At 67.9% G+C, this 25,569-nt stretch carries 22 protein-coding genes, 1 tRNA gene and 1 pseudogene; 13 read left to right on the top strand and 11 right to left on the bottom strand.

Annotation, left to right across the window (positions count from 1 at the left end; all coding sequences use genetic code 11):
- Positions 1 to 114: 114 nt before the first annotated feature.
- Positions 115 to 3,336, bottom strand: a complete 3,222-nt coding sequence (locus ACZ4RZ_RS23970) for a bifunctional cytochrome P450/NADPH--P450 reductase (protein ID WP_467747368.1) — start codon at positions 3,334 to 3,336, stop codon at positions 115 to 117.
- A 248-nt stretch (positions 3,337 to 3,584) separates the two neighbouring features.
- Between ACZ4RZ_RS23970 and ACZ4RZ_RS23965 the strand changes: the two genes are divergently transcribed.
- Positions 3,585 to 4,328 (top strand): TetR/AcrR family transcriptional regulator, encoded by a 744-nt coding sequence (locus tag ACZ4RZ_RS23965; RefSeq protein ID WP_467747366.1) that lies wholly within the window; start codon positions 3,585 to 3,587, stop codon positions 4,326 to 4,328.
- A 932-nt stretch (positions 4,329 to 5,260) separates the two neighbouring features.
- On the opposite strand, the gene ACZ4RZ_RS23960 is transcribed toward ACZ4RZ_RS23965, so the two are convergent.
- Together ACZ4RZ_RS23960 and ACZ4RZ_RS23955 are read right to left on the bottom strand one after the other, a co-directional pair.
- Positions 5,261 to 5,680: an SsgA family sporulation/cell division regulator gene (locus ACZ4RZ_RS23960; protein ID WP_467747365.1), complete on the bottom strand. Its 420-nt coding sequence runs from the start codon at positions 5,678 to 5,680 to the stop codon at positions 5,261 to 5,263.
- Between the two features lie 137 nt (positions 5,681 to 5,817).
- On the bottom strand, positions 5,818 to 6,072 hold the full coding sequence (locus ACZ4RZ_RS23955) for a hypothetical protein (protein ID WP_467747363.1): 255 nt from the start codon (positions 6,070 to 6,072) through the stop codon (positions 5,818 to 5,820).
- A gap of 511 nt (positions 6,073 to 6,583) precedes the next feature.
- On the opposite strand from ACZ4RZ_RS23955, the gene ACZ4RZ_RS23950 reads away from it, so the two are divergent.
- From ACZ4RZ_RS23950 to ACZ4RZ_RS23940, 3 genes are read left to right on the top strand one after another with little or no spacing between them, the layout of a single operon-like run.
- A complete protein-coding gene (locus ACZ4RZ_RS23950) occupies positions 6,584 to 6,793 on the top strand; it encodes a ferredoxin (RefSeq protein ID WP_010982020.1) in 210 nt (69 codons plus the stop codon).
- Positions 6,783 to 8,147 (top strand): NAD(P)/FAD-dependent oxidoreductase, encoded by a 1,365-nt coding sequence (locus ACZ4RZ_RS23945; RefSeq protein ID WP_467747362.1) that lies wholly within the window; start codon positions 6,783 to 6,785, stop codon positions 8,145 to 8,147. The genes ACZ4RZ_RS23950 and ACZ4RZ_RS23945 overlap by 11 nt, the downstream gene beginning before the upstream one ends.
- Positions 8,148 to 8,178: 31 nt before the next feature.
- A complete protein-coding gene (locus ACZ4RZ_RS23940) occupies positions 8,179 to 9,378 on the top strand; it encodes a cytochrome P450 (protein ID WP_467747361.1) in 1,200 nt (399 codons plus the stop codon).
- A 343-nt stretch (positions 9,379 to 9,721) separates the two neighbouring features.
- On the opposite strand, the gene ACZ4RZ_RS23935 is transcribed toward ACZ4RZ_RS23940, so the two are convergent.
- Positions 9,722 to 9,805, bottom strand: a tRNA-Leu gene (locus ACZ4RZ_RS23935).
- A gap of 416 nt (positions 9,806 to 10,221) precedes the next feature.
- On the opposite strand from ACZ4RZ_RS23935, the gene ACZ4RZ_RS23930 reads away from it, so the two are divergent.
- The 7 genes from ACZ4RZ_RS23930 to pknB all read left to right on the top strand — a co-directional run bounded on the left by ACZ4RZ_RS23930 (position 10,222) and on the right by pknB (position 18,444).
- The gene (locus ACZ4RZ_RS23930) at positions 10,222 to 10,347 is read left to right on the top strand and encodes a hypothetical protein (RefSeq protein WP_467747359.1); all 126 of its coding nucleotides are present in this window, start codon (positions 10,222 to 10,224) and stop codon (positions 10,345 to 10,347) included.
- Positions 10,335 to 11,186, top strand: coding sequence for an FhaA domain-containing protein (locus ACZ4RZ_RS23925; RefSeq protein ID WP_467747357.1), 852 nt, complete (start codon positions 10,335 to 10,337; stop codon positions 11,184 to 11,186). The genes ACZ4RZ_RS23930 and ACZ4RZ_RS23925 overlap by 13 nt, the downstream gene beginning before the upstream one ends.
- 10 nt (positions 11,187 to 11,196) lie before the next feature.
- Positions 11,197 to 11,718, top strand: a complete 522-nt coding sequence (locus ACZ4RZ_RS23920; RefSeq protein ID WP_467747355.1) for an FHA domain-containing protein FhaB/FipA — start codon at positions 11,197 to 11,199, stop codon at positions 11,716 to 11,718.
- Between the two features lie 90 nt (positions 11,719 to 11,808).
- A complete protein-coding gene (locus ACZ4RZ_RS23915) occupies positions 11,809 to 13,377 on the top strand; it encodes a Stp1/IreP family PP2C-type Ser/Thr phosphatase (RefSeq protein ID WP_467747407.1) in 1,569 nt (522 codons plus the stop codon).
- 26 nt (positions 13,378 to 13,403) lie between these two features.
- Positions 13,404 to 14,828: an FtsW/RodA/SpoVE family cell cycle protein gene (locus ACZ4RZ_RS23910; protein ID WP_467747354.1), complete on the top strand. Its 1,425-nt coding sequence runs from the start codon at positions 13,404 to 13,406 to the stop codon at positions 14,826 to 14,828.
- Positions 14,825 to 16,297, top strand: a complete 1,473-nt coding sequence (locus tag ACZ4RZ_RS23905) for a peptidoglycan D,D-transpeptidase FtsI family protein (RefSeq protein ID WP_467747352.1) — start codon at positions 14,825 to 14,827, stop codon at positions 16,295 to 16,297. The genes ACZ4RZ_RS23910 and ACZ4RZ_RS23905 overlap by 4 nt, the downstream gene beginning before the upstream one ends.
- A 170-nt stretch (positions 16,298 to 16,467) precedes the next feature.
- Positions 16,468 to 18,444: a Stk1 family PASTA domain-containing Ser/Thr kinase gene (gene pknB / locus ACZ4RZ_RS23900; RefSeq protein ID WP_467747350.1), complete on the top strand. Its 1,977-nt coding sequence runs from the start codon at positions 16,468 to 16,470 to the stop codon at positions 18,442 to 18,444.
- Positions 18,445 to 18,755: 311 nt separating this feature from the next.
- Here pknB and ACZ4RZ_RS23895 read toward each other — a convergent pair.
- Positions 18,756 to 19,075: pseudogene (locus ACZ4RZ_RS23895) on the bottom strand (sortase domain-containing protein); the annotation flags it as partial.
- A 174-nt stretch (positions 19,076 to 19,249) separates the two neighbouring features.
- On the opposite strand from ACZ4RZ_RS23895, the gene ACZ4RZ_RS23890 reads away from it, so the two are divergent.
- Positions 19,250 to 20,302 carry a restriction endonuclease gene (locus tag ACZ4RZ_RS23890; RefSeq protein WP_467747348.1) on the top strand — a complete coding sequence of 351 codons (1,053 nt, stop codon included), beginning with the start codon at positions 19,250 to 19,252 and terminating at the stop codon, positions 20,300 to 20,302.
- 115 nt (positions 20,303 to 20,417) lie between these two features.
- On the opposite strand, the gene ACZ4RZ_RS23885 is transcribed toward ACZ4RZ_RS23890, so the two are convergent.
- The 6 genes from ACZ4RZ_RS23885 to ACZ4RZ_RS23860 form a co-directional block, all read right to left on the bottom strand.
- Positions 20,418 to 21,077, bottom strand: a complete 660-nt coding sequence (locus tag ACZ4RZ_RS23885) for a class E sortase (protein WP_467747346.1) — start codon at positions 21,075 to 21,077, stop codon at positions 20,418 to 20,420.
- Between the two features lie 179 nt (positions 21,078 to 21,256).
- A complete protein-coding gene (locus ACZ4RZ_RS23880; RefSeq protein ID WP_467747344.1) occupies positions 21,257 to 22,594 on the bottom strand; it encodes a class E sortase in 1,338 nt (445 codons plus the stop codon).
- Positions 22,591 to 23,229 carry an aminodeoxychorismate/anthranilate synthase component II gene (locus ACZ4RZ_RS23875; protein WP_369247807.1) on the bottom strand — a complete coding sequence of 213 codons (639 nt, stop codon included), beginning with the start codon at positions 23,227 to 23,229 and terminating at the stop codon, positions 22,591 to 22,593. The genes ACZ4RZ_RS23880 and ACZ4RZ_RS23875 overlap by 4 nt, the downstream gene beginning before the upstream one ends.
- Positions 23,226 to 23,444, bottom strand: coding sequence for a hypothetical protein (locus tag ACZ4RZ_RS23870; protein ID WP_467747342.1), 219 nt, complete (start codon positions 23,442 to 23,444; stop codon positions 23,226 to 23,228). The genes ACZ4RZ_RS23875 and ACZ4RZ_RS23870 overlap by 4 nt, the downstream gene beginning before the upstream one ends.
- Before the next feature lie 16 nt (positions 23,445 to 23,460).
- On the bottom strand, positions 23,461 to 24,162 hold the full coding sequence (locus ACZ4RZ_RS23865) for a class E sortase (RefSeq protein WP_467747340.1): 702 nt from the start codon (positions 24,160 to 24,162) through the stop codon (positions 23,461 to 23,463).
- Between the two features lie 34 nt (positions 24,163 to 24,196).
- The gene (locus ACZ4RZ_RS23860) at positions 24,197 to 24,976 is read right to left on the bottom strand and encodes a DUF881 domain-containing protein (RefSeq protein WP_467747338.1); all 780 of its coding nucleotides are present in this window, start codon (positions 24,974 to 24,976) and stop codon (positions 24,197 to 24,199) included.
- A 142-nt stretch (positions 24,977 to 25,118) separates the two neighbouring features.
- Between ACZ4RZ_RS23860 and crgA the strand changes: the two genes are divergently transcribed.
- Positions 25,119 to 25,373: a cell division protein CrgA gene (gene crgA, locus ACZ4RZ_RS23855; RefSeq protein WP_189187114.1), complete on the top strand. Its 255-nt coding sequence runs from the start codon at positions 25,119 to 25,121 to the stop codon at positions 25,371 to 25,373.
- Positions 25,374 to 25,569: the final 196 nt, after the last annotated feature.

Raw genomic sequence — 25,569 nt, 5'->3', positions numbered from 1 at the left:
AGTGGCACTCCCGGCGATTCGGGCCGATCGGTGCCGTGTGGTGTCTGGCGGGCTTGTGGTGGCCGGGAGGCGGGCGGGTGGCAGGACGGCCCCACGCCTCCCGGCGGCTGGGGGTCAGGCGAAGACGTCCTGCTGGTATCGCTCGTCGGCCTCGAGCCGGGCGAGCCACTGCTGGGCGGTTTCGTCGTCGCTGCCGGTCCGCCGGCGGTGAATCGCGGCGAGGGCCTCGCGGACAGCGGGTGCCATGCGGCGGCCGTCACCGCAGACGTAGATGTACGCGCCGTCTTCGATGGCCTGCCACACCGTGTCGGCGGCGTTGGCGATGGCGTTCTGCACGAACCGGGCCGGGTGGCCGGTCACCGCGGAGAAGGCGCTGTGGACCTGGGCGATGCCGGACAGCGCCCACATCTCCATCTCGTCCCGGTAGAAGTAGTCGTGCTCCGGGTGGCGGCAGCCCACGAAGACCTGCGACAGGCCGACCTGCGTGCCGTTCGCGTGCTGCGAGGCGCGCTCCTCCAGGAATCCGCGCAGCGGCGCGATGCCGGTGCCGGGGCCGATGAGGATCAGCGGCGTGGCGGGGTCGGCCGGCGGGGCGAAGGTCGGGGAGGGCACGCGCACGTAGCCGTAGAAGACGTCTCCGGGCTCGAGGCCGGCGATGTAGGAGGAGCAGGTGCCGCGGTACTGGCCGTCACCGGACAGGGCCGGGCCTTCCAGCAGGCCCACGGTCAGGCGCACGTGGCGCGGGTTGGCCAACGGGGCGGAGGAGATGGAGTAGAAGCGGGGACGGATCGGCCCCATCATCTCCAGGAAGACCGCCAGCGGCAGTTCGACCGCGGGGAAGCGCTCCAGGAGGCCGAGCACGGAGATGCGCTTGCCGAGGATCTCGTTCTGGTAGCGCTCTTCGGCTTCCTCGGTGTCGGCGGTGTAGGCCTGCAGCTGCGGCCGGGTCCACGGGCACTCGGTGTACTCCGCCAGGATGCGCACCTGGGTGCGGGTGGCCACGTCCTGCAGCTCCAGGAACTCGGTGAGCAGCAGGCCTGCGGTGACGGCGGTGCCTACCGGCAGGTGGGTGCGGCCGCCGGCCGGCTGGTCCAGGCGCAGAACCTGGTCGCGGTCGACGCCGAGGCGGGCGAGGGCGCGGTTGACCAGGGCCGGCTCGTTCTTGGCGAAGACGGCCAAGTGGTTGCCGGTGTCGTAGGTGACACCCTCGGGGAGCTCGATGGTGATGGACTTCGCCGAGGGGCGCGGCGGCTCGAGGCTGAAGTCCCACAGGCCGGTCGCGTCGGCCACGAGTTCCTCGTTGGCCACCACCGTGAGGGGGTAAGCCTGCTCGGAGACGATGGCGGGGCGCACGTCCGCCTCGGTGAGCAGCTGGACCTGGTAGCGCGGGCCGCTCGCGTCGGAGGTGTCGGCGGCGTACTCCTCGGCCAGGGTTGTCCACAGGGTGTCCATCCAGCGAGTGGCCATGCCGTCGAAGTCACCGGCGGCGTCGGCGATGCCGCGCTCGATGACGGGGGTGGCACCGGCGGCCAGCAGGGCTTCCTCGATCCGCTTGGGAAACGCCTGGTAGGTCGCCACCCACTGGGTGTTGCCGGCGCCCAGCAGCGCGTACCGCACGTTCGACAGCGAGCCCTCGGGCAGGCCGGCGGCGATCAGGTCGTCGAAGCGCTGGGCGTTGTCGGGGGCCTTGCCGTTGTAGCTCGCGGCGACGACGGCGAGCAGGCCCTCGGTGGGCAGGTTGTCGCCCAGCTCGTCCAGGCTCGTCAGCGTGGTGCCGAAGCCGGAGCGCTCGCCGCGGTCGGCGATGGTGCGCGCCAGGTCCTCGCACGAGCCCAGGCTGGAGCCGTAGGCGACGGTGAGGTTCACCCCGACACCGCTGACCGCGGCCTGCGCCTGCGTGTCGGCGGTCTGCAGGTCCGCGGCGCCGAAAACGGTCCGCTGGTGTTCCTGACGGCGCCGGACGACCAGCTGGAAGTCGCCGGGCTTGCGCGTCAGCGCCTCCCGCACGTCCATCTTGTAGTCGCCGGTGTCGGAGAACTTGAACTTCTGCAGCACCAGCGCCAGGGCCAGACGGGCCTCGGTGAGCGCGAACTGCCGGCCGATGCAGGCACGTACACCGTTGCCGAACGGCTTGTAGGCGTGCGGGTGCTGCTTGGCGCGGTTCTCCGGCAGCCAGCGGTCGATGTCGAATTCCTCGGGCCGCTCCCACGCCTTGGGGTGGGTGTGCAGCGGGCCCTCGAGGATGTTGACCCGCGTTCCCTTCCTCAGCTCGTAGCGGCCGCCGATGACGGTGTCCTTCAGTGGGGCCTTGCCGAATGCCGGGATGGGAGCCCACAGGCGCAGGGTTTCCTCCAGGATGCGCGGGATGACGTCCAGCTGCATGATCGTGTCGTAGTCCGGGACGGTGTCGCCGGGCAGCAGGCGGTCCACTTCGGCGTAGGCCTGGGCCAGCACGTGCGGGTTGCGCATCAGCGAGTAGGTGGCGAACGACAGCAGGCCGCTGGTGGTCTCGTGACCGGCGATCAGGAACGTCAGCACCTGGTCGCGGACGTTGTCGTCGTACAGCAGTTTGCCGGTCTCCGGGTCGGTGGCCTCCAGCATCAGGCCCAGCAGGTCCTCCTCACCGCTGCCCTTCCCCTCGCGGCGCTCCTTGATCACACTCTCGACCAGGTCCTGCATCTGCTGGATGTTCTCGCGGTACTTCTTGTCGTCCGCCTTGCGGAGCTTGGTCATCATCGGCAGCTCCTGCGAGCGCCGCAGCGACTCCACCAGCGCGCCCAGCAGCGCGTTGAGGAAGGGGTGCAGCTCCTCCTTGTCGAAGGACTGGAACCGGTAGCCGAACCCCGACAGAGCGATCGTGTCCAGGGTGAGCCGGGTGTAGTCGTCGGTGATGTTGATCGGCTGACCCTCCCTGCGCTCCCACTTGCCCGCCAGGTTCTGGGCGATCTCCAGCATCTGCCCGTAGTAGGCCTTCATGGCCCGCTGGCTGAAGGCCGGCAGGAGGACACGGTGCGCCATGCCCCATTCCTCTTCGTGCTGGTGGGCCGTGAACAGGCCCGCCCCCGCGAAGTCCCGGACGTGGTGCAGCGGCGTCTTCTCGATCTGCTTGAAGAACCGCGTCTCGTCGCAGACTTCGGCCACTAGGTCCGGGTCGTAGACGAAGACCTGCTCGATGCCGGCGATGTCCATGCCGTAGATGCCCTCGGGGAACTGCTTGGACAGCTCGCCGAAGTACTCCACCGGGTTGGTGCTGGGGATCTGCGGCGTGTGGCCGAGCAGGGGTATCCCGCGCGGGGACCGAATGGGGCGAAGGTCGTTCGCGGATGACGTGGTCATGGCTTGCTCCTTTGTGTGGAGAGGAGGGATGGGCAAGGGCGCCGGTCGATGCCGCGGTGCACCACAGAAACATACGCCGTATGGAAGAGAACCATACGCCGTACGGAACATCGAGCGCAATCCCGGCTGCGGGAGTGTCTGCTCCGTCACTGCGTGGTCGAGTTCATTTCCATACGCCGTACGAAACCGATACCGTACGGCGTATGACAAAGGCAAAGCGTCCCCCGCGGGGAACAAGGAAGAGAGACGTGCCTCTGACCGAGACCGGGATCCATGCCGCCGCCCTGCGGCTCATCGACGCGGACGGGGTCGAGGCGCTCACCATGCGCAAACTCGCGACCGCGCTGGATGCGAACCCGATGTCGCTGTATCACCACGTACCGAACAAGGGCGCCCTGCTGCGCGGCGTGGCGAGGATGGTCGGCTCCCAGTTCCGCACCGTGACGCTGGAAGACGCTCCCTGGCAGGAGCGGATCCGCCTGCTCGCCACAGATTTCCGGACGCTGGCGCACCGCCACCCAAACCTCATGGCCTACTCGTTCAGCCAGCCGGACTTCATCCAGCCCGAAGACCCGTTCTGGGCTGCGCTCACCGCGACACTGGACGCCGCAGGGGTACCGCGCTCAGAGATCCGGCCGATCGCCGCTCTCATGTGCGCGGTCGTCATCGGTGTCCTCACCGCCGAACTCAACGGCGCCCTTCACCAGTGGTCGAACCTCGAGCCCACCGCCCCCGCCGCCGGCGAAGACGGGCCCGCGGACGCAGGTCCTGAGGAGGACCGCATGTTCCGCCTGGTGCTGGACACGATCATCACGGGCCTGGAAAGCCGGCTCACCGCCGATGGTGACGGCCAGGGCGCCGGCCGAGGCGTTGCGCCTGAGGCAGGCCCGTGGCCGGGCGAGCCGATCTTTGTCCCAAGGCAGCAATCAGTGTCCAGCTCGCGATGGCCGGGCCCCGTCTGGTCCTGCTGGCCGTGGGCCGAGTCGATCTGATGGTGTACACGTCGGCGGATCCACGTGCGCGCTCTACGGGCACAACCTGCCCTACGCTGCCGGCGCCCTGGCCTGTGCGGTGCTCGGTATGGTCGTGAACGGGTGGGTCTGGCGACCGCGCCCGCCACCCGCAGCACCGCGGTCCCGGGTGCTGTGACAGCCCTCCTTGCCGCTGCTCACAAGCTCGTGCCGGCAGGCCGAGGCATGGGCAGGGTCGTCGTCCGGAGTGCGAGCGAGCCGTACAGCAGCGTCCAGGTGCCCTGGCCACCACCAGACGGCTGTGGCTCCTGGGACCGTGCGAGATGGGGGCCATGCAGACCATCCAGGCGAGCGAACCAGCGGCAAGGGTGAGCGCGAGGTGGCCTGGGATGTCGGCAAAGCGCTGCGGAAAGAAGGCGCAGCCGGCGCCGCCGAACGTGACGACGACGTTGCCCGGAGCGCCGATCGGGGTGGCCTCGAGCTGCGGACGGGGCAGCAGTCGAAGCCTGGTGCACGGTGTCGCTGGTACGCGTCCACTCCCCGGAGCACCAGGCCCTGGCACCGCTGCCGGCCGATGCCGAATCCGGCAGGGCCGACCACCGGGAGCTCGCCTGCTGGGCGAGACTCCTGCGCACAACCGCGCTGCTGCCCGATCTCCTTCCGCCCCGCCCGGGAGACGATCAGGTCAACGGGGCGACCACCGCGTCAGGCCCAGCCGGGACCGTACCGCGCCATGCCGGGCCGCTGAATCGGTGTCACGTCCGCCTGCGAGCGCCCTACAACCCGGTTCACACTTCCTGCTCCTCAACGCCTGGGTCGCGGTCGGCTGCACCCTGGCCGGCTGGGCGTCCATGGCACTGGGCGTCGGCCGCCGTACCGGACCGTGGTCGCCGCCGCCTCGATCTTCCGCCGGGACAAAGACCCTCATCCGCACGGCGGTTGGGAGGCTTCTCTCAGCCTTTCGCGAACAGGTTCGGCAGTTCGAGGTTCCAGTCGATGTGTCCGGACTCGGTACCCCGTGGCACCAGCGCCTCCGTGTTGTCCAGGAAGGCCCTGACCTCCTGCACGGGAACCTCGAGCAAGGCGGTGCCCGCGGGAGACCCGAGGACGATGTACATCGCTTGGTCACCACGGCCGACGGCCGGCCAGATCCGGATGTCCCCACAGCCTGCGGAACCCCTCAGACCATCGGTCAGAAGATCACGCCCCAGGACCCATTCGGCCGGCTCGTCGGTGTCGGTGAAAAAGGTGGCACGGACGACATAGGGATCGGTGGGCTCGTAACGCAGGCTCATGCACATGGACAGCGAGTAGGTGCGCGAGATGACAAGCTGCACCGCCACCCCCTGCATCACGGTCTTCGAAGACTCCATCGACTTTCCCTCCAAGGTGTCTCTGCCTCGGCTGCGCCCCGCCGCCGTACCGCCGCTGGGCCGGCAGCGAAGGGGCAACGGAGGGAGAGGCGTTACAGCAGGGCCCGGCGCCCGAGCGCCGGCCGCCTGGGCGGCGGTCAACGACCGCAGATCTCCTCCTGGCCGTCTTGGTGCCAGCCACGGATCTCGTCCCAGGAGTAGCCCTGCTCGAGCAGGTAGCCGACACCGTGGTCCCAGCGGTAGTCGCCGGCGTTGACGCTGACGGCCGGGCGCTGGACGTGCGCGGATGCAGAATTCGCGGCCGAAGCGGTGCCCCCGGCACCGAGAATGGCGACACCCGCGACCGCCACGGAGGAAGCGGTGACGGCAACGCGCCTCGTGAGCTTGTTCATGGTCTTTCCTTCCGGATTGGTGCGATCTACGCCATCGGCTGCAGGCAGGCGCCGTGCGGTGCCTGGCGTGGTCCGCGCAAACTCTTCCATACGGCGTATGGAAGTACCCCATCAGGATTACCATACGACGTATGGAAATGTCGAGGCAACGAAAATGGCCCGCACGGCCGGCAGCGGCATGAACAGCTCGACGTCCTCGCCCAGACCGCGTCGGCCGCCTGGCCGAAGTCCGCCCGGCCTTCGAGAAGATGCTCACCTGCACCGGCCATCTCGGGCTCTGAACCAAGGAAATCAGCCAGGCCGGCGAGCAACTGGGCAGCCATCTCTGGGCGTTCACCCACCTTTTCCTCATCAACGCGGCCTTCGGACCAGGCCAAGCCCTCGGCTGAGCAGTCGCCCTGGGGGACGAGCTGTCCCGGATTTCCATCTCCGGAGCCGTGGCGTGCGGGCGCCCGGGTCCGGCCCCATGCTGGAAACGAGGGGGGTGAGACAACGGAGGGAGTTGGTGGGGATGCAGACCGTTGTGGATCTCACGCGCTGCCAGGGCTATGCGCAGTGCGTGTTCCTCGCGCCGGAGGTGTTCCAGCTGCACGGCGAGGAGGGGTTGCTGTACGCCACGGCCGTCCCCGACGACCAGGTCGAGCGCGTGCGCCAAGCCGCGGCGGCGTGCCCGGTGCAGGCGATCCTCCTCGGTGAGGAGGTGAGCGCCGGTGCCCGGTGACCTCAAGGACGGCCGTATCGTCATCGTCGGAGCGTCGCTGGCGGGGCTCAGGGCCGCGGAGGCGCTGCGCGAGGAGGGCTTCACCGGCTCACTGACCGTGGTCGGGGACGAGCCCCACCCGCCCTACGACCGGCCGCCGCTGTCCAAGCAGGTGCTGCTCGGCCAGGCGACGGCGGACACCACCGGGCTGCCGATGCGCCAGGACCCGGACGCCGACTGGCGGCTGGGCATACGCGCCACCGGCGTGGACCTGCTCGCAAAACAGGTGCTGCTGGAGGACGGAGAGTCACTGCCGTACGACCGGCTTCTGATCGCTACCGGGACCCGCGCGCGGCCCTGGCCCAACCCGGAGGAAGCCGCCCTGGACGGGGTGTTCGCCCTGCGCACCCTCGAGGACGCCGGGGGACTGGCCCAGCGGCTGGCCGCCGGACCGGAGCGGGTGCTGGTGATCGGCGGCGGTTTCACCGGCTCGGAGATCGCCTCGGCCTGCCGGGAGCGGGGGCTGGAGGTCACGGTCGCCGAACGCGGCCCCGCACCCTTGGTGGGCGCGCTCGGTGGCACCCTGTCGAAGCTCGCGGCCGTCATGCAGCGCAACCACGGCGTGGACCTGCGCACCGGGGTGACGGTCACCGCCCTGAACGGCAACGGCAGCTTCACCGGCGCGCAGTTGTCCGACGGCAGCCGCGTCGACGCCGACGTGTGCGTCGTGGCGCTGGGCGCGGTCCGCAACGTCGAGTGGCTGGCGGAGTCGGGGCTGGCGGCGGGCCCGCGCGGGATCGCCTGCGACGCCGGATGCCGGGCCTTCGACATGTACGGGATCGTCACCGACGACGTCTTCGTGGCCGGTGACGTCTCCCGCTTCCCCCACCCGCTGTTCGGGTATCAGATGCTGTCCCTGGAGCACTGGGGAAACGCGGTCGAGCAGGCCGAGGTGGCGGCCCACAACATGGTCAACCCCGGGCCGCTGCGGCGCCCGCACCTGTCCATCCCCGTGTTCTGGTCGACCCAGTTCGGGCTCAACATCAAGTCGGTCGGCGTGCCCACCTACTCCGACCACGTGGTCATCGCCCAGGGTTCCCTGGAGGCCCGCCGTCTGGCCATGGTCTACGGCTACAAGGGGCGGGTCACCGCCGCGGTCACCGTCGACATGGCCAAGTCGCTCGACTACTACCGGCACCTGATCGAGACGGCCGCTCCGTTCCCGCCCCCGCCCGGCGCCCAGGACCGTGCGATCGCGGCCGACGTCGCGATTCCGTCCGACGTGCCGGATCCGTCGGTGCTGTCCCACGGCCCCACCGTGGCGCTCACCGGCTACCTGCCGGATCGCCGACTGACGCTGGTGCAGCCCGGCTGACCTACGTCCCGCCCCACCACGAGGAGCCACCATGGCCTCCGACACCCTGCTGGCCCGGATCACCGACTACGCCAACCGCCCCGACCCCTACCCGCTGTACGCCGAACTCCGCGAGGCGGGGCCCGCGGTGCGGCAGGCGGACGGCAGCTACCTGATCGGCGGCTACCACGAGATCGTCGCGCTGCTGCACGACCCCCGGATGAGTGCCGATCCGCGCTCGCGCACCGCTCCCGCTCCGTACGAGGTGACACGACAACCGTCGTTCCTGCGGCTCGACGACCCCGAGCACCACCGGCTGCGCAACTCGGCCATGCGGCCGTTCGGCCCGCCGCACAGTCCGGGCCGGGTCGACTCCATGCGCGGCGAGATCGTCCAGCTGACCAAGGAACTGGCGGAAGTGTTCCAGGAGGGCAGGCAGATCGACGTCGTCGACGACTTCGCCTACCCACTGCCCGTGACCGTGATCTGCCGCCTGCTCGGCATCCCGGACAAGGACGAGCAGCTCTTCCAGGGCTGGACCGACACCCTCGTCGCGTCCGCCGACATCGGGCCCGAAGGTGACACCGCCGAACGGGACCAGGCGGCCGGCCAGGCGGAGCAGGAGATGGGCCAGTACCTGGTCCAACTCGCCGAACAGCGCCGCGGTCGGCCCACCGGCGACATGCTCTCCGACCTCGTCAACGAACCGGACCCGGCCGTACGGCTCAGCGAGGAGGACCTGGCGGTGAACACCATCCTGCTGTTCATCGCCGGACACGAGACCACGGTCAATCTGATCGCCAACGGCGTCCTCACCCTGTTGCGCCGGCCCGACCAGCTGGACCGTCTGCGCGAAGACCCCGGCCTGCTGCCGCAAGCGGTGGAGGAACTGCTGCGCTACGAGCCCCCGGTCCACATGCGCGAGCGGGTTCCCCTCGTCGACATCGACGTCGCCGGCACCACGATCCCCGGCGGCACGTCCGTCATCCTGGCGCTGGCCTCAGGCAGCCGCGACCCCATGCGGTTCAGCGAACCCGACCGGTTCGACCCCACCCGCCCGGACAACCAGCACGTCGGCTTCGGCAGCGGTATCCACCTGTGCTTCGGCGCGCCACTCGCCCGTATCGAAGCCGAGGCCGCGCTCGGCGCACTGCTCCCCCACCTCGGCACGGCACGCCTGGTCCAGGACCCGCCCCCCTACCGGCAGAACGCCATGCTCCGCGGACCCCGCCACCTGCCCATCCAACTGTGAGGCCTGTCGTCGGTCATGGCGTCGGCAAGACTCACCTCGCCAACGTCCCCGACGAGGAGATGTACCGGCTCCTGGAGCTGGCCAGAGCGCGGAGCAGGGCCCGACCAGAGAGCCGAGGACCTGGACCCCGACCGGCCACCTGACACCGGCGGCATAGATCGATCCGACCCCCGCCACCACAGAACAACGAAGACGGGCCCTGCCCGTGAGATAGCTCACGGGCAGGGCCCGTCGTATGTCCTGACCAGGCTGTGCGTTGCCTCACAAACCGTCGAAAACCGAGAAACGGGCCCTGCGATGACTTCCGTCACCTGCAGAGACCCGTTTCGTCGGTTCTTCGCTGTGCGCGAGGGGGGAGTTGAACCCCCACGCCCTTGCGGGCACTGGAACCTGAATCCAGCGCGTCTGCCTATTCCGCCACCCGCGCATTGGGTGTGTCGTCCGTCTCCCACCAACTGGTGTGAGCGCCTGCCGACATCGAGAAGATTAGCACGCTGCCAGGGGTGGAATCACATCCCTTTCCCGCGGCCCCGCGGCCGCGCCCGGCAGGGCTCCCGCGCAGGCCACGTCCCCCGTACCGACGTCGGCGCACGTCGTACGTCTCAGCCAGAACCAGTTCACGTATCAACCTCGTACCGGTCCCGGGCATCTCCCCAGGAGCCGGACGGGCCGCACGGTCAGGTGCGGGACACTGGTCATGGAGCGCCTCTACGATCCTTGCCAGGAGTAGTGCCGGGAGGAGTTCGAAGAGGTGTCCCGGAGGGAACCTCGGGAGGGGACTTCGGAAGGTGTCGACAACCCGTCGACCGGGCCGACAGGGGGAACCAGCCGATTTCCCGACGCGTGGATACGATCAGTAAGCAGGACCAGCAGGACCAGCAGGGTCGGCAAGACCCGCAGGGCCAGGTAGACAACGGCAAGCTGTACCAGGACGGCTACGAAGGAGGAGGTGCCCCATGGGAGTCCTGAAGAAGTTCGAGCAGCGTCTCGAAGGTCTGGTCAACGGCACCTTCGCCAAGGTGTTCAAGTCCGAGGTCCAGCCCGTGGAGATCGCGGGAGCGCTCCAGCGGGAGTGCGACAACAACGCGACCATCTGGAACCGGGACCGGACCGTCGTCCCCAATGACTTCATCGTGGAGCTGAGCGCGCCGGACTTCGAGCGCCTCAGCCCCTACTCCGGCCAGCTCGGCGACGAGCTCGCCGGCATGGTGCGCGACTACGCCAAGCAGCAGCGCTACACCTTCATGGGCCCCATCAAGGTCCACCTGGAGAAGGCGGACGACCTCGACACCGGTCTGTACCGGGTACGCAGCCGTACGCTCGCCTCCTCCAGCAACCAGCAGGCTCCCGAGCGCGCCCCCGCGGGCCCCGCTCCCGCGGCCCCGCGCGGCCAGGGTGGCTACGGCTATCCGCCCGCGGCCGCTCCCCCCATGCCGTCCGCGCCGCCGCCCGGCGGCCGGCCTGGACCGGCCCCCATGGGACAGGCGATGGGCGCACGCCCCCCGGCCGGCCCGCAGCCGGGCGCCCGTATGCGGCACTGGATCGAGATCAACGGCACCCGCCATCAGATCTCCCGCCCGACGCTGGTGCTGGGCCGCAGCACCGAAGCCGACGTGCGGATCGACGACCCCGGCGTCTCGCGCCGGCACTGTGAGATCCGGACCGGAACGCCCTCGACGATCCAGGATCTCGGGTCCACCAACGGCATCGTGGTGGACGGGCAGCACACCACCCGCGCTACGCTCCGCGACGGCTCGCGGATCGTCGTGGGCAGCACCACCATCATTTACCGGCAAGCCGAAGGGTGAAGCGGGGGCAATGTCAGAGCTGACCCTCACGGTCATGCGGCTGGGTTTCCTGGCCGTACTGTGGCTGTTCGTGATCGTGGCCGTGCAGGTCATCCGCAGCGACCTGTTCGGAACGCGCGTCACACAGCGCGGCTCGCGCCGGGACGCCAACAGAACGCAGCAGGCCGCGCGCCAGGCCGCGCCGCCGCCGCAGCGCCAGCAGGCGGCACCCAGTGGCGGCGGCCGGCAGCGCCGTGGCGCCCCCACCAAGCTGGTCGTCTCCGAGGGCACCCTGACGGGCACGACGGTGGCGCTGCAGGGGCAGACCATCACGCTGGGCCGCGCGCACGACAGCACCATCGTGCTGGACGACGACTACGCGTCCAGCAGGCATGCCAGGATCTACCCGGACCGGGACGGCCAGTGGATCGTCGAGGACCTCGGCTCCACGAACGGCACGTATCTCGACCGGAGCCGACTGACGACTCCCACGCCCGTACCGCTGGGCGCGCCGATCCGCATCGGCAAGACCGTCATCGAGCTGCGGAAGTAGTACGACAATGAGCGAGCGGAGCGAGCACGCAGCGGTGGTCCACACGACGGGCCCCGGCGCGCTCCCGACCGGAGGGTGGGCACCGTGCGGATGTACCCGGAGCCGACGGGCGAGGTGCGCATGAGTCTGTCACTGCGCTTCGCCGCCGGATCGCACAAAGGCATGATCCGCGAGGGCAACGAGGACTCGGGCTACGCCGGTCCCCGCCTGCTCGCGATCGCCGACGGGATGGGCGGCCAGGCCGCCGGTGAGGTCGCCAGCTCCGAGGTGATCTCCACGATCGTCGCGCTCGACGACGACGTGCCCGGATCCGACATCCTCACCTCACTCGGCACCGCCGTACAGCGTGCCAACGACCAGCTCAGGATGATGGTCGAGGAGGACCCCCAGCTCGAAGGCATGGGGACGACCCTCACCGCGCTCCTGTGGACCGGGCAGCGGCTCGGTCTCGTACACGTCGGCGACTCGCGTGCGTACCTGCTGCGGGACGGCGTACTGACACAGATCACGCAGGACCACACCTGGGTGCAGCGCCTCGTCGACGAGGGACGCATCACCGAGGAAGAGGCCACCACGCACCCGCAGCGGTCGCTCCTCATGCGCGCGCTGGGCAGTGGCGACCACGTCGAGCCCGACCTCTCCATCCGTGAGGTCCGCGCCGGCGACCGGTACCTGATCTGCTCCGACGGACTGTCCGGGGTCGTCTCCCATCAGACGATGGAGGACACCCTCGCCAGCTACCAGGGCCCGCAGGAGACCGTGCAGGAGCTCATCCAGCTCGCGCTGCGCGGCGGCGGCCCCGACAACATCACGGTCATCGTGGCCGACGTCCTCGACATCGACTCCGGAGACACCCTCGCCGGGCAGCTCTCCGACACCCCGGTCGTGGTCGGCGCGGTCGCCGAGAACCAGCACCAGCTGCACGACAACGGCGCCATGCAGACGCCCGCGGGCCGCGCCTCCAGCCTCGGCCGTCCGGTGCCCGGACAGGGCGGCGGCGAGTTCGGCCCGCCCGGCAGCGGCGACACCACCGGCTATGTGCCCACGGACGGCTTCGGCGACTACTCCGACGAGGACTTCGTCAAACCGCGCGCCGGACGCAAGTGGCTGAAGAGATCCCTCTACATCACGCTCGCGCTCGCCGTCATCGGCGGCGGCCTGTACGGCGGCTACCGCTGGACGCAGACGCAGTACTACGTCGGCACCAAGGACGAGCACGTCGCGCTGTACCAGGGCATCAGCCAGGACCTGGCCTGGGTCTCGCTCTCGAAGGTGGAGAAGGACCACCCCGAGATCGAACTCAAGTACCTGCCGCCGTACCAGCAGAAGCAGGTCAAGGCGACCATCGCCGAAGGCGGCCTGAGCGACGCGCAGTCGAAGATCGACGAGCTGGCCGTACAGGCCTCCGCGTGCAAGAAGGATGCCGAGCGCCGAGCCGCCGAGAGCAAGAACAACTCCCAGACCGGTGAAGGCCAGGCCGGCGGAACCACGGGAACCACAAAGACCTCCCTGACGTCCAAGGCCACGTCCAGCCCGACGCCGACTCCGTCGAACTCGGCACCGTCGTCCTCCAAGTCCACGACCGCACCCACTCCCACACCCGGCCCCAGCCTCTCCGACGAAGAGCAGAAGCTGGTCTCGCTGTGCGGTAAGCAGTAAGCAGCCGTGAGGGGCCCTGTCACACGATGAGCAGTAGTACGAACACGCCGACGCACCACACGTCCACGATCGGCTCGATCGGCACACCGAGTCGGCGCAACACCGAGCTGGCGCTCCTGGTGTTCGCCGTCGTCATCCCGGTGTTCGCCTATGCCAATGTGGGCCTGGCGATGAACGGCTCTGTGCCGTCGGGTCTGCTGGGTTACGGCCTCGGCCTCGGCCTCCTCGCGGGAGTCGGCCACCTCGTCGTACGCAAGTTCGCGCCGTACGCCGACCCGCTGCTGCTGCCGCTGGCGACGCTGCTGAACGGGCTCGGTCTGGTGATCATCTGGCGTCTGGACCAGTCGCCCCGGCTGCAGCAACGCGCCAAGACCCTGTTCGGCGCGTTCAGCCCGGACGCCCCCAAGCAGCTGATGTACTCGGCGCTCGGCATCGCGTTCTTCGCCCTGATCATCGCGTTCCTCAAGGACCACCGGATCCTGCAGCGCTACACGTACATCTCGATGGTCGTGGCGCTCGTACTGCTGGTCGCACCGGTGTTCTTTCCCGCGGTCAACGGCGCCAAGATCTGGATCAGCATCGGCGGATTCACCATCCAGCCCGGCGAGTTCGCGAAGATCATCATCGCGGTCTTCTTCTCCGGCTACCTCATGGTGAAGAGAGACGCACTCGCGCTCGCCAGCCGCCGGTTCATGGGCCTGTATCTGCCGCGCGGCCGTGACCTCGGGCCGATCATCACCGTGTGGGCGATCAGCCTGCTCATCCTCGTCTTCGAAACCGACCTCGGTACGTCGCTGCTGTTCTTCGGCATGTTCGTCGTCGTCCTGTACGTCGCCACCGAGCGCACCAGCTGGATCGTCTTCGGTCTGCTGATGTCGGCGGCCGGCGCCGTCGGCGTCGCCAGCTTCGAGCCGCACGTCCAGCAGCGCGTCGACGCCTGGCTTCACCCCTTCTCCAAGTCGGTGATGGCGCAGAGCGACCAGATCGCGCAGTCGCTCATGTCGTTCGGCTCAGGCGGTGTCCTCGGCACCGGCCTCGGCCAGGGCAACTCCGACCTGATCGGCTTCGCGGCCAACTCCGACTTCATCTTCGCCACCTTCGGCGAAGAACTCGGACTGGCCGGCGTCATGGCGGTCCTGCTGATCTACGGGCTGGTCGTGGAGCGCGGAGTGCGCACGGCGCTCGCCGCCCGCGACCCCTTCGGCAAGCTGCTCGCCGTAGGCCTGTCCAGCGCCTTCGCCATCCAGATCTTCGTGGTCGCGGGCGGTGTCATGGGCCTGATCCCGCTGAGCGGCATGACGATGCCGTTCGTCGCGTACGGCGGCTCCTCCGTGATCGCCAACTGGGCCCTGATCGGCATCCTGATCCGCATCAGCGACACCGCACGCCGCCCGGCGCCCGCTCCCGCCCCCAACCCCGACGCCGAGATGACCCAGGTGGTCCGCCCGTGAACAAGCCCCTGCGCCGGATCGCGATCTTCTGCGGACTCCTCGTCCTCGCCCTGCTCATCCGCGACAACTGGCTCCAGTACGTGCAGGCCGACTCCCTGCAGAGCAACGTGCACAACCGCCGCGTCGCCATCGAGCGCTACGCCCAGCCGCTCGGCGACATCATCGTGGACGGCAAATCGATCACCGGATCCACGAAGACGTCGGGCAGTGACTTCGAGTACAAGCGGACGTACAAGGATGGCCCGATGTGGGCGCCCGTCACCGGCTACGCGTCGCAGGCCTTCGGCACCAGCCAGCTGGAGAACCTCGAGAACGGCATCCTCACCGGCAACGACGACCGGCTCTTCTTCCGCAACACCCTCGACATGATCACGGGCAAGAAGAAGCAGGGCGGCAACGTCGTCACCACCCTCAACGGGGCCGCGCAGAAGGCCGCTTTTGAGGGCCTGGGCGACAAGAAGGGCGCCGTTGCCGCGATCGACCCCAAGACCGGCGCGATCCTGGCACTGGCCTCCACCCCTTCGTACGACCCGTCGACGTTCGCCGGCAACAGCACCGACACGGACACGAAGGCCTGGAACAGGCTCCAGAAGAAGAACAACTCCGACGACCCGATGCTCAACCGGGCGCTGCGCGAGACCTACCCGCCCGGCTCCACCTTCAAGGTCGTCACGGCCGCCGCCGCGCTGGAGAACGGGCTGGTTCCCGACGCGGACACCAATACGGACTCGCCGGACCCGTGGACCATGCCGGGCACCACCACCGTGCTGCCCAACGAGGGCAACCTCCCCTGCAAGAACGCCACCTTGCGGGTCGCGCTTCGGGTCTCCTGCAACAGCGTCTTCGGCAAGGTCGGCGCGGACCTCGGCAACGACAAGATGCTGGAGGAGGCCAAGAAGTTCGGCTTCGGCTCCGAGCAGTTCACGCCGGTCCGCTCCAACGCGTCGGTCTTCTCCGACGGCATGAACAAGTCGCAGACCGCGCTGTCCTCGATCGGCCAGTACAACACCGCGGCGACCCCGTTGCAGATGGCCATGGTGGCCTCCGCGGTCGCCAATGACGGCACGCTGATGAAGCCGTACATGGTCAGCGAGCTGAGCACCCACAACCTGGACGTCATCGAGCACACCGACCCGCAGAAGCTGAGCCAACCGCTGTCCGAGAAGAACGCCCAGGTCCTCCAGTCGATGATGGAGACGGTGGTCAAGTCGGGCACCGGCACCAGGGCCGCCATCGACGGTGTGACCGTCGGTGGCAAGACGGGCACCGCCCAGCACGGCATCGACAACAGCGAGAAGCCGTACGCCTGGTTCCTCTCGTACGCCAAGCTCAGCGACGGCAGCTCGCCGGTCGCCGTGGCCGTGGTGGTCGAGGACGGCAGCGCCAACCGTGACGACATCTCGGGTGGCGGTCTCGCCGCCCCCATCGCAAGGGACGTGATGAAGGCAGTCATCGACAGCAAGAAGTGACCCCGCTCACGTCCCCTTCACATCGGTGCACGTTGCGATACCGGTCCTGTATCGGGTGACGGTTCTGGCCAGGTCACAGAAGCGGAGCCGGGTACGGTATGCCCGGACGGCACACCGCCGGACCACACAAAGGTGCGGTCGGGACCGACGGAGAGGGCTGGTAGGTAGCTATGGAAGAGCCGCGTCGCCTCGGCGGCCGGTACGAGCTGGGCCAGGTGCTCGGCCGTGGTGGCATGGCGGAGGTCTACCTCGCACATGACACCCGGCTCGGCCGCACCGTGGCGGTGAAGACGCTGCGGGCGGACCTCGCACGCGACCCGTCGTTCCAGGCCCGGTTCCGCCGGGAGGCCCAGTCGGCCGCCTCGCTCAACCATCCCGCGATCGTCGCCGTGTACGACACGGGTGAGGACTACATCGACGGGACCTCCATTCCGTACATCGTGATGGAGTACGTCGACGGGTCCACGCTGCGAGAGCTGCTGCATTCAGGGCGCAAGCTGCTGCCCGAGCGCGCCATGGAGATGACCATCGGCATCCTCCAGGCGCTCGAGTACTCCCACAGAAACGGCATCGTCCACCGCGACATCAAGCCGGCCAACGTCATGCTGACGCGCAACGGCCAGGTCAAGGTGATGGACTTCGGCATCGCCCGCGCCATGGGCGACTCCGGCATGACGATGACGCAGACGGCCGCGGTCATCGGCACGGCGCAGTACCTGTCGCCGGAGCAGGCGAAGGGCGAGCAGGTCGACGCCCGCTCGGACCTCTACTCCACCGGCTGCCTGCTGTACGAGCTGCTGACGGTCCGGCCCCCGTTCATCGGTGACTCCCCCGTCGCGGTGGCGTACCAGCACGTACGGGAAGAGGCCCAGCCGCCTTCCGTCTTCGACCCCGAGATCACGCCCGAGATGGACGCGATCGTCCTGAAGGCGCTGGTCAAGGACCCGGACTACCGGTACCAGTCCGCCGACGAGATGCGCGCCGACATCGAGGCCTGCCTCGACGGCCAGCCCGTCGCGGCCACCGCCGCCATGGGCTCGGTCGGCTACGGCGGCTACCCCGACGACCAGCCGACCACGGCCCTGCGCTCCACGGACGCGGGCGCCACGTCCATGCTGCCCCCGATGAACCCGGACGACAGCGGCTACGGCTACGACGACCGCCCCGACCGCCGCCGACAGAAGAAGAACAACACCTCCACAATCCTGCTGATCGTGGCGGGCATCCTGGTCCTGGTCGGAGCGATCCTGATCGGGAAGTGGGCGTTCGGGGGTGGGGGTGTGACCGACGACTCGTTCGACGCCCCCAACTTCGTCAGCCAGACATTGACCGACGCCCAGAAGATGGCGGAGAACCGCGATCTGAAGCTGAATCCCAGCAGGAAGGCCTGCGAGAAGGAACCCAAGGGCAACGTCTGCACCCAGGACCCGGTCGCGGGGACGCAGGTGAAGAAGGGCGACACGATCAATGTGGTCGTGTCGACCGGGGCGCCGAAAGTTGCGATTCCGGACGTCAAGGGTCTGACATACGAGAAGGCGAAGTCCGAGCTTGAGGCCAAGGGGTTCCAGGTCGAGAAGGAAACCCAAGAGTCCGACCAGACGCCGGGCGTCGTCATCGCGCAGGACCCCAAGGGCGACAAGGAGGCGGAAAAGGGGACGACCATCACCCTGACCGTCGCCGCGGAGAAGAAGAAGGTCACGGTCCCCGACGTCACCGGCAAGACCTGTGACGAGGCGACGCAACAGATGACGCAGAACAACCTCGTCGGCGAATGCACCGAGGTGGAGACCAGCGACCCCAACCTGGTCGGCAAGGTCATCCAGACCGTCCCGCCGGCCACCAATAAAGCCGACCCCGGCTCCAAGGTTTCGATCCAGATCGGCAAGGCGGCGCAGCAACAACAGGTCACGGTGCCGAACCTGAGTGGCCAGCGTCTCAAGGACGCCAAGAAGGCCCTGGAGGACTTGGGTCTGACTGTCGGCAATATCAGCGGCTCCCAGGACGACAACGCATTCGTGATCACCTCGGACCCTGGCGCCAACCAGCCGGTTGCTGTAGGCACCGTGATCAATCTGACCACAACGGGCCAGAACAACGGTGGTAACGACAACGGCGGTACGAACATCTTCGGCGGCACCACCGGATAGTCCTTCACCAAGGACTGATATCGCGCAGCCGATACGAAAGGCCCCGGCACTCATGTGAGTGCCGGGGCCTTTCTCATGTCCCATGTCCCGTACCCCATGCCCCGTATCACAAGTAAGACTGTGTCCTACGTGGTGAGGCGGACGAGCCGTTTGTAGCAGCAGAGGGCGGCGGCAAGGCTGGAAGCATGGAGCGCCAGGGCGCGCCTCAAGGTACTGCGATAGGCACCTGAGAAGGCCCGAAGCCACAAGAGGAAGTTGTGGCTTCGGGCCTTTGTCGTCGTGGCGGCCGGGACTGAAACGACCCCTTCACGTCAGCGCAGCTCCGCCAGCGGTGTCCGCTTGCTGTTGACCTACTCTCCCCCACACGATGTACCAATACTGCGACATGTGAGGCGTGCACGTGGTGAGCGTGATGTAGCGGTCGGCTTCTTCACGCCGGACTCCTTCGGGACCGGCTTCAGGACATCCACGTTGTACTTCGAGGTCTGCGGGAGGATGTCGTCGACCTGTAGACATACCACTTGTCCTTCATCTCGATACGCATCGAGTCGCCGACCTCAATCTCGTCGATATTGCAGGAATTCGCCCCATTCCCGTCCCGGGGCTCCGCCAGCGCGAAGTCCCTTTTCTTGGCATCTAGAAGCCAAAGAGCACACGCGCCCGCCAACGGCACCGCATCCCACGACAACAGCTGCACCACCCATACTCTTGTACCAGTCTCGATCGTGTCTTCATATGTCATGACTCGTTGAGCGGGTGGGTTGGGGTGGGGAGTACGTGCTCCGCCCTCACAAACGACCAGTTCATGAGTGAAAGGGACGAGAGCGTGATCAACGAGGCTGTACTGCTGGAGTCGAGGTCGCTACGGGACCGAGTGCAGAACCGCACGGAAGTGCTCGACAGGGTCAAGGCGCTGTCACTGCTGCCAGACGGTATGCATGTGACGACGGCGATGGTCGCGGCGTACTTCGAGGTAACGGTGAAGACGCTTGAGTCCGTGATGGAGGACCACAAGGAAGAATTGCACGCCAATGGCCTCCAGGTGCTGACAGATACGCGACTGGCCCTCTTTAAGGGGGCCTGTGGGATCGAGTCACGCGCAAAGGCGATCGCGGTGTTCTCCCGCCGCGCGGTCCTCAACGTCGCCATGCTGCTCCGGGACAGCAAAGTTGCACGTCAAGTACGGACGTACCTCCTTGACATGGAGTACATGGCCCGCACCCAACCTGTGGATAACCCTGTCCACAAGGACGCCGACTCCCTCGACGACCGCATCGACCAGCGCATCACTCACATCCTCGGCAAGACCGTCGTCCCGATGTTCAACGCTCTGATCGAGACATCGGGCGAGCACCGCAGGGAACTGATCGCACTGCGAGCAGGGGTCCAGACCGTCGAGCGGAGGCTCCGCCAACACCACGCTCGGCTGCAGCGACTGGAAGGCCCACGGGAAGAGCGCCCTCTCGCCGGAGTCATGGCGTCCATCGACGCCATGAACGGTCGCGAGTTCGAAGAGTATGTCGCCGAACTGCTGCGACGGGACGGCTGCACCGATGTGGTCCTACGAGGCGGCCGTGGAGACCGCGGCATCGACATCACCGGACGCACGGCCGACGGGCGGCACCTCGCCGTTCAGTGCAAGAGATTCGCGCCCTACCTCTCTGTCACCAGCCCTGACGTGCAGAAGTTCGTCGGTGCGGCCAAGGTTCTGCACACCTCGGAGGTGGCCCTCTTCGTGGCGACGTGCCCCTTCACGCATGATGCCCTGAACGTCGCAACCGAAGGCGGCGTCACCGCCGTACACCGCGGCCTACTGGAGGAGTGGAGCGCCGGAGCAGCACTGGCAGTTTTGGATTAAGCCCACCGCGACGCAGAAGGGCCCGAAGTCGCAAGGGATAGTTGCGACTTCGGGCCCAGCTCATGTCGAGAGGGACAACGTGTCACTCTCGAATAGTGGCCCCCTTACGACGGCCCTAACGCAGTTCCTTCGGCGGAGTCCGGTCACTGTCCACCTTGTCCACCCGCTCCAGCTCCCCCCACACCACGTAGCGGTAGCGGGAGGTGAAGACGGGGGTGCAGGTCGTCAGGGTGATGTAGTGGCCGGGCTTCTTCTTGCCGGACTGTTTGGGGACCTGCTGGAGGACCTTGACGTTGTACTTCGAGGTCTCCGGGAGGATGTCGTAGACCTTGTAGACGTACCACTTGTCCTTGGTCTCGAAGACGATCGGGTCGCCCTTTTTGAGCTTGTCGATGTTGTGGAACTTGGCGCCGTGGCCGTCGCGGTGAGCGGCGAGGGTGAAGTTGCCGTTCTTGCCGGTCATCGGCAGGGAGGCCTTGACGGGGTCGGTGTAGTAGCCGGCGACTCCGTCGTTGAGGACCTTGGTCGACGTGCCCTTCTCCACGAGCACTTCGCCGTTCTTCATCGCAGGCACGTGCAGGAAGCCGATGCCGGCCTTGGTGTCCAGCGCCCCCGGGCCGCCTTTGTCCTGCGCCCAGTTGTCGCGGACCTTGTCGCCCTGCTTGTGCGCCTCGCGGTCCGCGACGACGTTCGTCCACCAGAGCGAGTAGGCGACGAACAGGCCGAGCACCAGACCCGCGGTGATGAGGAGTTCACCGAAAACGCTGACCGCCATCGCAACGCGGCCGGAGCCGCGGCGTCGCGGTGCGGGCGCTGCCGATTGGGCCCCGGCCGCGGATTCGGCGCGCTCGTCGTGGTCGGTCCTCGCTGCCACTGTGCATCTGCCCCGTCTGGTCTGTCTCAGGTTGTCTCACGTGCCGTCGTGCTCTCGGCCGACGACGTGCCGCCGTGCTCTCAGTTGACGAGCGCGTCCGGCTTGCCCTTGCTGCGCGGCCGGTCCTCGACCATCTTGCCCCAGACGATCATCCGGTACTTGCTGGTGAATTCCGGCGTGCAGGTGGTCAGTGTGATGTAGCGGCCCGGCTTGGTGAAAGTCGAACCCTTGGGTATCGGATCGAGCACGCTCGTGTTGCTCGGACTCGTCACCGGCAGAATCGACGCCATCTCGTAGACGTAGTAGTCGTCCTGCGTCTCGACCACGATCTCGTCGCCCGGCTTGAGCCGGTTGATGTACCGGAACGGCTCCCCGTGCGTGTTGCGATGCCCCGCGAGCCCGAAGTTGCCCGTCTTGGCGTCCGGCATCGCGGTCTTGGTCGCGCCTTCGCCGTAGTGGCCCACCATCCCGCGGTCGAGCACCTTCGTCTTGCTCGTGCCCTCCGCGATCGGCGCGACCACGTCCAGCTTCGGGATGTGCAGAATGGCGAACCCCTGCCCGGGCGCGAAGGTCCCCGGGTTCCGCTTGCCGTTCGCCCAGTCCTGCTGGAGGTGGTGCGCGGCGCTGCCCGCCTGTTGATGCGCCCGCACGTTCGACCACCACAGCTGGTAGGTCACGAACAGCAGCATCACCACGCCGGTGGTGATGAACACCTCGCCGACCAACCGGCTCACGACGACGCCAGCACTGGGCTTCCGCGCCCGCGCCGCCCGCCGGGCCTCCATACGGCTGAGAGGCGCCTCAGCGGCCTTCTCCGCCGACTCCCGGGACTCCTGCGACTCCTGGGGCTCCTGAGCGCCTCCGCGCCGCCCATGACGCCGTGCCGCCTTGCGCCGCGCCGCACGGCCCCCTGGCGCGGACATGGACCCGCTCCCGGCCGCGCCCGTGCCGCTCCCGGCTATTCGGGGCGCTTCCGGGATCCGCAGCGCCACCGTCTCGTCGTCCAACGGCAAGGGCGCGACGACGGGTTCCTCGTAGGAAGCGACGGTCGGCTCCTCGTACGGAACCGCCACCCGCTCCTCGTACGGCGGGGAGTACGTCCCCTCGTACGACGGCGGCGTCTGCTGCAGCGGCTGCTGCACCTGGCGCACCGGCTGCGGCTGCGGCTGCGGCTGCGCAGGGTCCTGCCCCGCGTACCAGTCGCGCGCGTACCCCTCCGGGTCGTACCACTCCTCCTGCCGGCCCGTCGGCCGCTGCCCGGGCAGCGGATCCGTCAGCGGGTCCGCGAGCCGCTCGACCGCCGCCTCGAAAGCACCGGCGCCCTCCAAGGCGCCCGCGCCCTCAAACGCGTCGGCGCCCCCGTACGCGGCCTCGCCGCCGTAGGGGGAGCTGTCGCGCTCGGGGCGCAGCGCGGTCACGCCGTGGCCCTGCCCACCACCGGGGCGAGCCCCGCCGACCTCGCCACGGCCACCTTGTCGCCGCACTCCATCAGCCAGTTGGCGAGCATCCGGTGACCGTGCTCGGTCAGCACCGACTCGGGGTGGAACTGCACACCCTCGACGGGGAGTTCGCGGTGTCTGAGGCCCATGATGATTCCGTCGTGGGTGCGGGCCGTGACCTCCAGCTCGTCCGGCACGGTCTCCGGCTCGGCCGCCAGCGAGTGGTAGCGCGTGGCCGTGAAGGGCGACGGCAGCCCCTCGAAGACGCCCTTGCCCTGATGCTCCACGAGCGAGGTCTTGCCGTGCAGCAGCTCGGGCGCACGGTCCACCACACCGCCGTACGCCACCTGCATCGACTGCATGCCGAGGCAGACACCGAAGACGGGGACGCCGGTCGCGGCGCAGTGCCGGACCATGTCGATGCAGACCCCGGCCTGTTCGGGAGCGCCCGGGCCAGGTGACAGAAGCACCCCGTCGAAGCCGTCCTGGGCGTGCGCCGTCGACACCTCGTCGTTGCGCAGCACCTCGCACTCTGCGCCCAACTGGTACAGGTACTGGACCAGGTTGAAGACGAAGCTGTCGTAGTTGTCCACGACGAGAATGCGCGCGCTCACTGGTTGTCCACCGTCACGTCGTTGAAGGGAAGCAGCGGTTCGGCCCACGGGAAGACGTACTGGAAGAGCACGTAGACCACCGCGAGGACCAGTACGAGTGAGATCAGCGCCCTCATCCATACGTTCCCCGGCAGATGCCGCCAGATCCAGCCGTACATGCCGTCCCTTCCGTCGCGCCACGGCACCGGAGTCACATCCCACACCACCGGACTCATGCCGTACTGCACCAGACTAACGGCGTAGAGCCCCGGGTTTCCCTGCCTCCACGGGCTGCGTGGAATCAAGGTGTGCCCAGACGATCAGCCGGTGGCTGTGTCCCCACTCCGGGTCGCACGTGGTCAGCGTGAGATAGCGGCCCGGCCGCGTGTACCCGGACTTACGTGGCACAGGGTCGATCACCTCAATGTCCGAGGGCACGGTTTTGTAAGGACCTTTGTCGATCCGGTACGTGAACCAGGTCGCCCCGTCGGTCAGCACCACCGCGTCGCCCCGGCGCAGCTCCGGAAAGTCCTTGAAGGGATCGCCGTACGTGCGGCGGTGGCCGGCCACCGCGAAGTTCCCCGTCTGCCCCAGCTGGGCCGTGCCCCTGTAGTGGCCGAGCCCGTTCTTCAGGACGCTCGTGGCGGTGCCTTCGAGCACGGGCTTGTTCCACGTGAAACCAAGCCGTGGGATGTACATCACCGCGAAGGGCCCGCCGTACTTGTAGGGGCCGGGCGCCTTCGGGCTCTCGGTGGCACCCGTGCCCTCCGCGGGCGCCTTCGACTCCTGCCCGACCGACCCTTTCGACCACTGCTTCTGAAGCACATCGATCTGATGGTCCATCGCGCTGTCGGCCTTCACACCCGTCCAGAACAGCACGTAGACCACGAAGAGCACGATCAGTGTGCCGACGGTGATGCACAGTTCGCTGATCGTCCTGACGACCACTCGCACCGACACAAGGTCCCCCCAGCGGCAGCTGCTTCAGCTACTCCACAGGCTTCGCGTAGTGGAGATCCACTGTGCCCGAGTAGCCGGGAAGAGTCACCGTCCCGTCCTCCTCGACTTTCCAGCCGAGCCCGTAGACGTTGACGTACACCATGTAGTTCTGGATCGCCTTGGAAGCGGCGAGCGCGTCCTGGAGCTTCTGCGGGTCACCGACAGCGGTGATCTTGTACGGGGGTGAGTAGACCCGGCCCTGGAGGATCAGGGTGTTGCCGACGCAGCGCACGGCGCTCGTGGAGATCAGCCGCTGGTCCATCACCTTGATGCCCTTCGCACCGCCCTGCCACAGGGCGTTCACCACCGCCTGCAGGTCCTGCTGGTGGATCACCAGGTAGTCCGGCTGCGGCTCGGGGTAGCCGGGCAGCTTGGCCGTGGCGTTCGGCGGGGCGTCGTTGAGCGTGACCGTGACGGCCTCGCCCTTGAGCTTCTGGGTGCCGGCGTTCTCCTCCAAGGCGGCGAGCTTGGCGTCCTCGGCCTTGCTGCTGCCGTCCTCCCGCCCGGCCAGCGCGTCGACGTCATCGCGCAAGGTGCCGTTGGACTCGTCCAGCGACGCGTTCTTGTGGCTGCGCTCCTGGATCAGGTCGGACAGCTTCAGCAAGGAGGTGTCCGTGCGGATATTGGTGCCCTTGGCCGTGTTGAAGCTGGTGAAGAAAATGAGGCCGGCGAGAGCGAACACGGCCGCCGTAAGCACGCGTACGGGCCGGAAACGGCGCGTACCGGCCGGACTGGAACCCGTCCCTGGGGTGTCGGCAGAATTGCTCAACGTACCCTTATCTCCTTCGGCGCCGCGGAAGCACTACGCTAACGGACGCCCGGGGGAGCGCTCAGTGTCCCCTTGTACGCTGCCCCGGAGCCCGCCCCAGTTCCCTGCGCGGCCACGCAGCGCATCGACAGGAGAGACCCTCGTGCCGAAGTCACGTATCCGCAAGAAGGCCGACTACACGCCGCCTCCGGCGAAGCAGGCGACCAATATCAAGCTGACCAGCCGCGGCTGGGTCGCACCGGTCATGCTGGCCATGTTCCTGATCGGCCTCGCCTGGATCGTGGTCTTCTACGTGACGGACGGATCCCTGCCGATCGACGCCCTCGACAACTGGAACATCGTCGTCGGCTTCGGCTTCATCGCGGCGGGGTTCGGCGTCTCCACACAGTGGAAGTAGCGCCTCGGAGATGCTCGGGGAGACTCCCGGAAGCCCCCGGGAAGTAGCTCTGCCCAGGGATATCCACTGAGTTATCCACAGCGGTTTTCCACAGGTGGAAAAAGAACGACGATCTGTGGATAACTCATCCGGGGTTGACGCCGGTGTGACTGACCTACCGGGATCCGCAAATCTGTTCGCCCCCTGTCCGACCTGG

Source organism: Streptomyces sp. NPDC027189 (genome assembly GCF_055566975.1).
This window is presented reverse-complemented; position numbering and strand designations above follow the sequence as displayed.